Origin of the sequence: Curtobacterium sp. Arg-1, from assembly GCF_025643395.1 — a bacterium.
Classification (GTDB): domain Bacteria; phylum Actinomycetota; class Actinomycetes; order Actinomycetales; family Microbacteriaceae; genus Curtobacterium; species Curtobacterium poinsettiae.
Map to the genome: position 1 here is coordinate 3,052,271 of NZ_CP095731.1, position 10,825 is coordinate 3,063,095.

Consider the following 10,825-nt stretch of genomic DNA (forward strand, 5'->3'; position numbering starts at 1 on the left):
CCCGCGCCGTCCGCTGCCGGCAACGCCCCACTGGACCCGCACGTGAACCCCACACCCTTCGGTCTCTACGACCCTGCCCGCGAATCGAGCGATTGCGGCGTCGGTTTCATCACCCGTCTCGACGGGACGCCGAGCCACGACGTCATCCGCAAGGGCGACGAAGCGCTGTGCTCCATCCCGCACCGCGGCGGCAAGTCCGCCGAGGGTGTCGGTGACGGCGCGGGCGTCAGCATCGACCTGTCGGTGGAGTTCTTCAGCGCCATCACCGGCCAGCAGCTGCGCGCCGGGCACTTCGGCGTCGCGAACTGCTTCGTGCCGAGTGGCACCGGAGCGGACGGCGCCGACGAGCGCACCCGGGCCCAGCAGACGGTCTCGGACGCCATCGCGGCCGAGGGCTTCGAGCTGCTGCTGGTCCGTGACGTCCCGGTGGACCACTCGGTCGCGCGCCCCGAGGCCGAGCAGTACCAGCTGCCGATCGTGCAGTGGGTCTTCCGTGCGCCGTCCGACTGGGACCGCACCGAGGTCGACGACGCCGCGAACCGTGCCCTGCTCGCCATCGAGGCCGTGTCCTACGCCCAGGCCGCCACCGAGCGTGCCGAGCACGCCGCCCTGTACCCGCTGTCGCTCAGCGCCCGGACCCAGATCCTGAAGGGCCGGCTGAACTCCGGCGAGGTGATCGGGTACTTCACCGACCTGCGTGACCCCCGGCACTCGGTGCGGACGCTGTACTTCCACACCCGGTTCTCGACGAACACCGAGCCGCACCCGACGATGGCGCAGCCGTTCCGCCTGATGGCGCACAACGGCGAGCTGAACACCGACCGGAAGAACCGGCTGTCGGACGAGGCGCTCGCGCGTGCCCGCACCCGGAGCATCGTGCGTCCGCCCGGGCAGTCGGACTCGAGCCGGCTCGACCAGACCCTGCAGAGCCGTGTGTTCGACGACGGGCTCGAGATCGTCGAGGCCGTCGTCTCGCTCATGCCCCCGGCGTGGGAGAACGACCGCACCCTGACCCCCGACGTCCGGGACATGCTCGAGTACTTCTCGCTGTACGAGGAGAAGAACGACGGCCCCGCGGCCGTGATCTTCAGCGACGGCGACGTCGTCGGTGCCCGGTTGGACCGTCTGGGCCTGCGCCCGCTGCGCACCGTCGAGACGGCCGAGTACCTGATGGTGTCGTCCGAGGCGGGCCAGGTCGAATTCGCCGCCGACGAGGTCGTGCACCGCGGCCGCATCGAGGCCGGCGGCATGCTCGTCGTCGACCACCGCACCGGATCCCGCATGCGCACCGGCGAGGTGCTGCGCATGCTCGCGGCCCGCCGTGACTACGGCACCCTGCTCGACGCGGCCCGCGTGAACCTGGACGACCTGCCCGCGCCCGCCTACGAGCGCACCAGGAACACCCTGGGCTACGACGGCGACCTGTCGCTCGCGGGCCGGTACGTCGCGTACTCGCTGAACCAGGAGAGCTTCCGGTTCATGCTCGACCCGATGCTGCAGAACGGGTCGGAGCGCATCTCGGCGATGGGCTACGGCAACGCGATCAACGCCCTGAGCGACACCGAGGGCGGCATGGCGAAGTACTTCTCGCAGCGCTTCGCCCAGGTGACGAACCCGCCGCTCGACTCGATCCGCGAAGCCGACGGCATGTCGATGCGCGTCGCACTCGGCGCCAAGCCGGACGGCACCGGCACCACGGGCCGGCAGCTCGTCGTGCAGTCGCCGATCCTGGGGCACCTGGACATGGTGCGGCTGCGTGACCAGGACATCGTGCCGCTCGGGCGCTTCGACATGCTCTACGTGCCGGTGCCCGCCGACGAGCAGGCGAACGCCGACGCGATGCGCGGCGCACTGGACGCCCTGTGCGACGCGATCGAGGCGTTCGCGTCGCGTGGTGGTGGGATCGCGGTCGTGACCGACCGCGAGGTGTCGTCGACCCATGCGCCCCTTCCCGTGATCCTGGCCGTGGCGGCCGTCAACCAGCGACTCATCGAGACCGGTCTGCGCCTGCGGGTGTCCGTCGTCGCGGAGAGCGGTCAGCTGCCATCGTCACACCACGTCGCGACCGCGCTCGGCTTCGGTGCCGCCGCTGTGTACAGCTTGAGCGCACGGCTGCGTGCGGAGGAGAAGTACCCCGCCGCGCCCGCACCCGCCGGTGAGCTGACCGCGACCGACCTGGCACTCAAGCAGTTCCGCAAGGCCGCCGAGAAGGCCCTGGCGAAGACCATGGGCCGCGTCGGCCTGTGCACCGCCGAGAGCTACATCGGCGGCGAGTTCTTCGAGCCGAACTACCTCGACACCGGCGACGACGTGCTCGCACGGGTCTTCCCGCACATGCAGGCCCCGGTCGGCGGCGTCGGCTTCGTGCGCATCGCCCAGGCGGCGACGGACTGGCACGAGCGTGCCCGTTCAGTGGCGTCCGAGGGTCAGGTCCCGCTCCTCGGCCTGTTCAAGGAACGCTCCGACGGCGCCGGCCACTCGTTCGGCGTCGCGAGCGTCCGCGGGTTCGGCGGCATGACCGAGGAGCGCCCGGCCTTCGAGCGCTCCGGCGACTCGGACGCGCTGCGGCTGCTCACGCTCCGCCAGCTCGACGACTCGTTCGGCATCACCGACGCCGCGTACCGGAACACCGGGTACGACCGCCTCAGCGAGGCCGAGATCGACGCGCACCGCATCACGCCGGGCTACGTCTCGTTCCTGCAGACCACGCACGACGAGCGGTCCCGCCGCCCCGCCGCGCTCCGCGACGTGCTCGCCCTGCCCGCGGACGTCACGGGCATCGACACGGCCGAGGACTTCGCGCGCGAGCTCGGCCGGTTCTCGACGAGCGGCAACGCCAGCGTCACCGTGCGCGGGCTCTCCGGCTCGCGTCCGTCGGACGACCAGGACCTGCCTGGAGGAACGGAGCGGTTCCGCCTGGAGCTCACGTCGACGGGGACCACGGGTGCACTGCGCCACACGGCCCTGGCAGACGGCCTCGCGTTGCTCCACCCGGGGCAGATCGACGTCGACGCCGTCGACGACACCCAGGTGACGCTCCGCGCCACCGGTGCGGCCGTCGCGCTGCTCGCGCTGCTGCAGAGCGCCCCGGCGAGCGTCGAGCTCGACGAGGTGCAGCCGGCCCACGAGATCACCCGGACCCTGGCGTCCGGCGCGATGAGCCACGGCGCGCTCGTCGCCACCGCCCACGAGGCCGTCGCGCACGGCACGAACATGGTCGGCGGCATGTCGAACAGCGGTGAGGGCGGCGAGCACCACTCCCGCTACGGCACCATCCGCGGCTCGCGCATCAAGCAGTTCGCCTCGGGCCGGTTCGGCATCTGGGCCGGCTACCTCGCCGACCCCATGCTCGAGGAGCTCGAGATCAAGATCGGTCAGGGTGCGAAGCCCGGCGAGGGTGGCCAGCTGCCCGCGCCCAAGGTCACGGTGGACATCGCCGCGGCCCGTGGTGGCACGCCCGGTGTCGAGCTGATCTCGCCGCCGCCGCACCACGACACGTACTCGATCGAGGACCTCGCGCAGCTCATCCACGACTGCAAGGCCGCCCGCGTCCGCGTGATCGTGAAGCTCGTCTCGTCCGAGGGCATCGGCACCATCGCGGTCGGTGTCGCGAAGGCCGGCGCGGACGTGATCAACGTCGCGGGCAACACCGGCGGCACCGGGGCCGCGGCCGTCACCAGCCTGAAGTACGCCGGCCGCTCCGCGGAGATCGGCGTCGCCGAGGTGCACCAGGCCCTGGTCGCGAACGGCCTGCGCCAGAAGGTCACGCTCCGCTGCTCGGGTGCGCACCAGACCGGCAGCGACGTCGTCACCAGCGCCCTGCTCGGCGGCGACAGCTTCGAGTTCGGCACGACCGCGCTCATGATGCTCGGCTGCGTGATGGCGAAGAACTGCAACGTGAAGTGCCCGGCGGGCCTGACCACGAACGCCGAGGCGTTCGAGGGCGACCCCCGCGCGCTCGCGCAGTACCTGCTCAACATCGCGCACGACGTGCGGCAGATCCTGGCCCGTCTCGGCCTGCGCTCCCTGCGCGAGGCCCGTGGCCGGACCGACCTGCTGCAGCTCCTCGACCACCCGGCGAGCGTCGGCCGGCTCGACGCACGTGCCCTGCTCGCCCAGGTGCCCGAGAAGGTCGTCACCGACCCGGAGTACCTGGAGAAGGACTTCCACACCGACGACGCCCTGCTCGAGCGCGTCCGCACCGCCCTGGTCGACCACGCGCAGGAGCACGTACTCGTGCACGGTGTGCTGCTCGGCAACAGCGACAAGTCGGTCGGCGGCCAGCTCGGCATCGACCTCGAGCGCCTGCTCAACCACGAGCTCCGCTCCGAGGACGTGCAGGGCCTGCCCGCCGTGACGACGGACGACCGCGGACGCCGCCGGCTGGTGGACGGCGCGGTCACGATCCGCACGCAGGGATCGGCCGGGCAGTCCTACGGCGTCTTCAACAACGACGGCGTCGTGCTCGAGCACACCGGCACCGCGAACGACGGCGTCGGCAAGAGCCAGAGCGGCGGACGGATCATCGTCCGTGCCCCCGGTGGCGGCAGTGCCGAACAGGGCGGCAACGTGCTGGTCGGCAACTTCGCGCTCTTCGGGGCCACCGGCGGCCGCACCTTCGTCGAGGGCGAGGCCGGCGACCGGTTCGCCGTCCGCAACTCCGGCGCGACCGCCGTCGTCGAGGGCGTGGGCGACTTCGGCTGCGAGTACATGACCGGTGGCGCCGTGTTCAACCTCGGCGCGTTCGGCAAGGGCCTCGGCAACGGCATGTCCGGCGGGTTCCTGTACCAGTACGACCCGTCCGGCCAGGTCGCCGAGCGTGCCAGCACCGACTCGCTCCTGGTGTTCCCCGTCACCGACACCGAGCGCGGTGCGTTCCACGAGTCCGCCGCCCGCCTGCTGCTCGAGTGGCACCTCGAGGCGACCGGTTCGGCCCTGGCCGAGCGGCTGCTCGCCGAGTGGGACACCGCACGCGCACACGTGTTCGTCGGCATGCCCCGCGCCCTGCTGCTCACGCAGGACGCCGGCGAGATCCTGGCGGCGGCGACCCGGCCGGAGCTCCTCGACGAGCTCGCGACCTCGATCGCCACCGACAAGCTCCGCGCGTTCAAGCTCGACTACCGCGACCAGCGCACGGTGCTCGACGGCCGTGCCCCGGCGCTCGGCGACCAGGGCGAGGACATGTTCTCGCTGCTGTCGTCGTACACCGTGCTCGGGGTCGCCCAGGACGTCGCCCTCGAGCGCGTCCCCGGCGCGTCCGGTGCCGCCGACCCGCGGGTCGCCGACGCCGTCAAGAACCTCGTGCTCACCGAGGACTTCTCCGTCAAGCAGCGCGTCGTGAAGTACCTGCGCGGCACGCTCGACCGGTTCGCCGACGACCAGCTCGCGACCCTGATCGCGATCAAGCGGCTCGACGACTACAAGCGCGCGCTCACGCAGCGGAACAACCGCAGCATGGACGCGCCGGGCACCACGGGGTGGATCATGCACCAGAACGCCCAGAACGACGGCCGCGTCCGCGAGGCACGCTTCGACGAGCTGCTCGCGACCGCGGCGCTCGAGGACATCGCGCGCCGTGCACCGCAGGCGCCGACCGAGGCGGTGACCGCGTGAGCCTGCTCCCCCCGACCGGGTCGCTGATCCCCGTCGACGCACCGTTCTCCGCCGCCCAGGAGTCCTGGCTCGCCGGGTTCATCGCGGGCATCGCCGCCGCCGGCAAGAAGGTCGCGGCCAGCGCGCCCACGACGACGATCGACGTGCTCTTCGGCACCCAGACCGGCAACGCCGAGTTCCTGGCCGACGAGCTCGTCGCCGGCGCAAGGGCCCGCGGGCTCGGTGGCCGTTCCAGCGCGCTCGACGCCGTCACGCCCGAGCAGCTCGCCGAGATGTCGCACGTGCTCGTCGTCACCTCGACCTACGGCGAGGGCGAGATGCCCGACAACGCCGGCCTGTTCTGGGACGCGATCCAGGCCAGCACGGTGCCGCGGCTCGAGGGGCTGCAGTACGCCGTCCTCGGGCTCGGTGACACGAGCTACGACGAGTTCTGCCAGGCCGGCAAGCTCCTCGACACCCGCTTCGAGCAGCTCGGCGCGACGCGGGTCCACGACCGCGTGGACTGCGACGTCGACTTCGAGGACGCGGCCGCACTGTGGACCGCTGGGGTCCTCGACCGCCTGGCCGCCGAGACCGGCGCGACGGCTGCACCCGACGCTGCCACGGGCGGTGGCACCGGCGACGGTGCAGCCGCGACCGGCGGGGCGGGCGCGAGCCGTGCCTCCCGGCCGGGGTCGCAGTGGAACAAGCGCAACCCGTACCCGTCGCGCCTGGTCGAGAACCGGCTGCTCTCCTCGCCGCGCAGCGCGAAGGAGATCCGGCACTACGAGTTCGACCTCGGCGACTCGGGGATCGAGTACGCGGCCGGTGACGCCCTAGCGGTGGTGCCGGTGAACGACGAGGTCTTCGTGGCGGGCCTGCTCGAGCAGGTCGGCGCGAACGGCGGCGAGGCGTTCGACGGCCGTCCGATCAGCGAGGTCCTGCGGACCGACCGCGAGATCCGGACGCCCTCGAAGGACCTCATCGCCGACCTGGTGCAGCGCGCGCCGTCGAGCGAGCTCGCCGCCGTCGTGGCGCACGGCGACAAGCACGAGCTGGACCGCTGGCTGTGGGGACGTGACGTCCTTGACCTGCTCCGCGACGCCGGGTCGGCTGCCCCCGGACTCGACGAGCTGCTGCCGAACCTCCGGCCGCTGCAGGCTCGCCAGTACTCGATCTCGTCGAGCCCGCTGGCGCACCCGGACCGCATCCACCTGACCATCGCGTCGGTGCGCTACGGCGACCCGCACCGGATGTACGCGGGCGTCGCGTCGACGTTCCTGGCCGACCGGGTCGACCCGGACGGCACCGTCGACGTGTACCTGCAGCCGAACGCGTCGTTCGGGGTACCGGCGGACGAGTCGGCGCCGATGATCATGATCGGACCGGGCACCGGGGTCGCGCCGTTCCGCGGGTTCCTGCACGAGCGTGCGGTGTCCGGTGCGACCGGGCGCAACTGGCTGTTCTTCGGCGACCAGCACCGGGACACCGACTTCGTGTACCAGGACGAGCTCGCCGAGCTGCAGGAACAGGGCGTGCTGGACCGCCTCGACCTGGCGTTCTCGCGCGACCAGGCCGAGAAGGTCTACGTGCAGACCCGGATGCTCGAACGGTCGGCGGAGCTGTTCGCCTGGCTCGAGGACGGCGGCCACGTGTACGTGTGCGGCGACGCCTCACGCATGGCGAAGGACGTCGAGGCCGCGCTGCTGCAGGTCATCCGCACCGGCCGCGGGCGCGACGAGGACGACGCGCAGGCGTACCTGGCCGACATGCGTCGCGCGAAGCGGTACGTGCGCGACGTCTACTGAGGCGAGCGGAGAGACCGCCCCGGCCACGGAACCCGAATCCGATGGCCGGGGCGATCCCGGAGGAGCGCCGGTCGGTCGAGACCGATCGGCGAGCCCAGCACCGTGACGCGGCGGTCCCGGCGCACGGCGCCGGTCGCATGAGCGGCGAATCCCCTGATCCGGGACTCACCTCGCTCGCTCGCCCAGAGCACCGATGGTTGGTCGGTGCCGGACTCGCAGTGCGTCACGGTCAATTCGGGTCCCCCTCCTGCCGCGGGACAGGTCAACACCGGATCCCTGGATTCCGGTGCGGGGGACGACTCTGTACCGCGGTACAGAAAGCGTACGGGTCGGACGGACTGACCGGAACCCGTTGACCCAGATCAGCGTGTTGTGGTACCGCTCGGAGTGCTCGAGGCGTCGTCCGCGTCCCCGGGTGCGACGGCACGTGACCACGCCGAGTCGTCGGCCGTGCTGGTGTCCGTCGGCTCCGGTGTCAGCACGAGCCCGGACCCCGACGTGGCCGATGCGTAGAGGTCCTCGAGCCAGCTGCGGTTGATCGACGGCACCCGGCTCCCCGTGAACTTGAAGTGCAGGCTGACGCTCGGATGCAACCAGATCGTGCTGCGACCGTTACCGTGGATGACGTCGTCCTTCCACGAGAACGCGAAACGGTGGTCGCGCCGGAGCATGTTGACGATGACGATCTGCAGGTGTGTGAGCGCGCGGTCGTCGATCCGCAGGTCGAGCGGTTGCCCGCCGTAGATGAGCTGACCCATGGCTCCTTCTACTCCTGTGCCGCGGTGTGCGCGAGGTTCGACGCCCAGGTCGTGATCGTCCGGTCGAACCAGACGGCGTCGACGTTGCGCTCCCACGCGTGTTCGGCCGGTTCGCTGACCGCCAGCGTCACCGTGCCCGGGTGTGCCTCGGCGAACTCCTGGCTGGCCGAGAACGGCACCGTCGTGTCGCCGGCGGAGTGGATGAGCAGGGTCGGTGGCAACGCCCGGGGTGCGCGCAACCAGGAGAGGGCCCGGACGTCGACGGCTTCCCGCAGCCCGACCAGCCGGCAGATGACCGGGGTCGCCATCGCACCGAGGGCGGCCGAGACGACGATGCCGGGGAGACCAGCACGGCGGGCCTGTGACCGGACCGCCACCGACCAGTCCAGCGCGGGGGCGACGAGCACGATCCCGGCCAGGCGGTCGCGGTGCGCCGAGCGGGCGAGGAGCTCGTGCGTGATCGTCGCGCCCATCGACCAGCCGACCAGGACGAGCTGTTCGGCGCCGTTCGCGACGGCGTGGTCGAGCGCCGCTTCGACGTCCGCCCACTCGCGGGCACCGAGGTGCGAGGCCCGGCCTTCCCACGGGGCCTCGCCGTCGCCACGGAACGACGGGACGATCGACGTCCAGCCGAGCTCGAGCGCCGCGGGGACGGTCCGGAGCGCGGTGACCCGGGTCGTCCGGATCCCGTGGACGTGGACCGCCCAGGTCCGGGCGGCATCGCGGTCGGCAACGCGGTCGGCAACGCCGTCGGCGGTGCCGTCCGTTCCCGCACGGCCGTCGGCCGCGCCGTCGGGGCCCGGCCGCACCACCCACGCCGGCGCCGGCCCCACCGGCGTCGACAGCGACACCTCGGACCAGTCGACCTCCATCGCCGCCGGGTCCGGGTGCACGTGCCCACTCCACCGCACCCGCGACGACACCGCGCCGGTCGTCCGCACCACGGCCCGCCGCACCGACCCGGCGGCTTCGTCGATCTCGAGCACCGGCCCGACGGTGGTGTGGCCCGGGCCGTCGTGCCACAGGCCGTACTCCCCCGGGCGCACGGTGTCGTCGGTGATCGGCAGCCGGACGGAGTCGGCGTCGGACCCGAGCACGGGGGTCCAGCGGTCGCCCCCGGGCAGCACGATCCGTCCGACGACCTTCCGCACCACGAGCAGGACGAGCAGCGCCGCCACCGCCAGCACCACGAGCGCACCGAGCACCCACCACACGATCGTCACGCCGTCATCCTCCGAGGCTCCGGGTCAGGGTCCGTTCCGCCGCCCGCACCTGGGCGAGCTCGGCATCGTCAAGGGTCCGTCCCTGCACCTCGGCGTCGCGGATCGCGATGACCAGGTCGTAGGTCCGGGCCTGCGGGTCGCCCGGCCGCTCGACCGCGCGCACCTCGTGCCGGCGCACGATGCGGCGCAGGTGGCGGTGGTGCCCGCGGTGCCGCAGGTCACGCCCCCACCGCCGGAACGTCAACGAGGCCATCGCGACGACGATCAACACGATGCCCAGGTAGAACGGCGGGTCGAAGGCCAGACGCAGTCCGTCACGGACCCCGGCTGGGAACACCCCGAAGTGGTCCGCCGTCAGCGAGGCGACCTCGTCGACGCTCGCCAGGACCACCAGGGCCAGCCCGACGCGGAACACCACGAGCGCCACCGGGTTCTGCAGCACGCCACGCCGCAGGGTCGTCGCGGCGATCAGCCCCACGCTCACCATGTAGACGGTCGCGTAGAACCACATCGGCGTCTGTGCGATCCCGTGCACGATGAAGTCGAAGTCGGTCCCGCCGCGCTCCTCGACCAGCAGGAACGGCACGGTGAACGCCACGACCACGACGAGCAGCGCCACCGGCTTCGCCAGCATCGGGCGTTCCGGCAGGTCGTCGGTGCTCGCCCGCAGCATCAGCCAGAACGCCACGGTCGCGCAGACGTTCTGCACCAGGTTGATCAGGTTCGAGCCGCCCAGTGCGCCGTCGAGCACGGTCTGCGGCACGACGCTGCCCAGGGTCAGGAGCCCGAGTGCGCCGACACCCGTGGCACCCCAGGCCGCCCGGCCGCGCGGGTTCCGCAGCACGTACGGCGTGCGGGCGAGGAAGATCAGCGCCGCGAACCAGAAGGCTGCGGCGTGCAGGGCTGCCATCAGCCGTAGGCCCGCTCGTCCGCACCCGTGGCACCGGCGAGCAGGACGGTCGCGAGCTCGTACGCGAACCGCTCGGCGAAGTGCTCGTCGTCGTCCGAGATGCTCACGAGCCCCGAGTCGGCGTCGAGCGCACGACGGCACACGTGGCCCCCGGCGGCGAACTCGGCCACGGACGACGCGGTCGGCGTGCCGACGTCGCCGTGCACCAGGTGCCCGAGCTCGTGCAGCACGCAGTGCATGCGGTAGAGCGGCGGCGCCCCGGCGGGCACGAGCACCAGGTTCTCGTGCTCGAACTGCGACACGAGCGCCGTGAGCGGCCCCCAGCTCGGACCGTCGACGTCGACGACGCGGGTGGGTTTGCCGACCATCGTGCCGACGCCGGTGACGACGTCGGACAGGTGCGGTGCGCGGGGCAGGGTGGCGACGAGGGCACGGACGGCGCCGGACGCGCCCAGCTGCTCCGCCATCGACCCTCCGATCTCCGCGGCAAGACTACCGGCACCTCGCCCTCGTGCACGAGACCGCCGGCGTGAC

6 protein-coding genes are annotated in these 10,825 nt (G+C 72.1%); 2 read left to right on the forward strand and 4 right to left on the reverse strand.

Translation table 11 applies throughout. The annotated features are described in order from the left end of the window. Positions 1-42: 42 nt before the first annotated feature. Together MXD64_RS14585 and MXD64_RS14590 are read left to right on the forward strand one after the other, a co-directional pair. Positions 43-5,613, forward strand: coding sequence for a glutamate synthase-related protein (locus MXD64_RS14585; RefSeq protein ID WP_263136692.1), 5,571 nt, complete (start codon positions 43-45; stop codon positions 5,611-5,613). Then, on the forward strand, positions 5,610-7,400 hold the full coding sequence (locus MXD64_RS14590; RefSeq protein WP_042539898.1) for a sulfite reductase subunit alpha: 1,791 nt from the start codon (positions 5,610-5,612) through the stop codon (positions 7,398-7,400). Before MXD64_RS14585 ends, MXD64_RS14590 begins: the two co-directional genes overlap by 4 nt. A 362-nt stretch (positions 7,401-7,762) precedes the next feature. On the opposite strand, the gene MXD64_RS14595 is transcribed toward MXD64_RS14590, so the two are convergent. The 4 genes from MXD64_RS14595 to MXD64_RS14610 are packed head-to-tail and all read right to left on the reverse strand — an operon-like array spanning position 7,763 to position 10,758. Further along, entirely contained in the window at positions 7,763-8,158 is a 396-nt protein-coding gene (locus MXD64_RS14595; protein WP_042539899.1) for a DUF7882 family protein, read from the reverse strand. 8 nt (positions 8,159-8,166) lie between these two features. Next, the gene (locus MXD64_RS14600; protein ID WP_214585135.1) at positions 8,167-9,381 is read right to left on the reverse strand and encodes an alpha/beta hydrolase family protein; all 1,215 of its coding nucleotides are present in this window, start codon (positions 9,379-9,381) and stop codon (positions 8,167-8,169) included. Positions 9,382-9,385: 4 nt separating this feature from the next. After that, positions 9,386-10,291: a hypothetical protein gene (locus tag MXD64_RS14605; RefSeq protein WP_042539900.1), complete on the reverse strand. Its 906-nt coding sequence runs from the start codon at positions 10,289-10,291 to the stop codon at positions 9,386-9,388. Beyond that, on the reverse strand, positions 10,291-10,758 hold the full coding sequence (locus MXD64_RS14610) for a hypothetical protein (RefSeq protein ID WP_017885429.1): 468 nt from the start codon (positions 10,756-10,758) through the stop codon (positions 10,291-10,293). The genes MXD64_RS14605 and MXD64_RS14610 overlap by 1 nt, the downstream gene beginning before the upstream one ends. Positions 10,759-10,825: the final 67 nt, after the last annotated feature.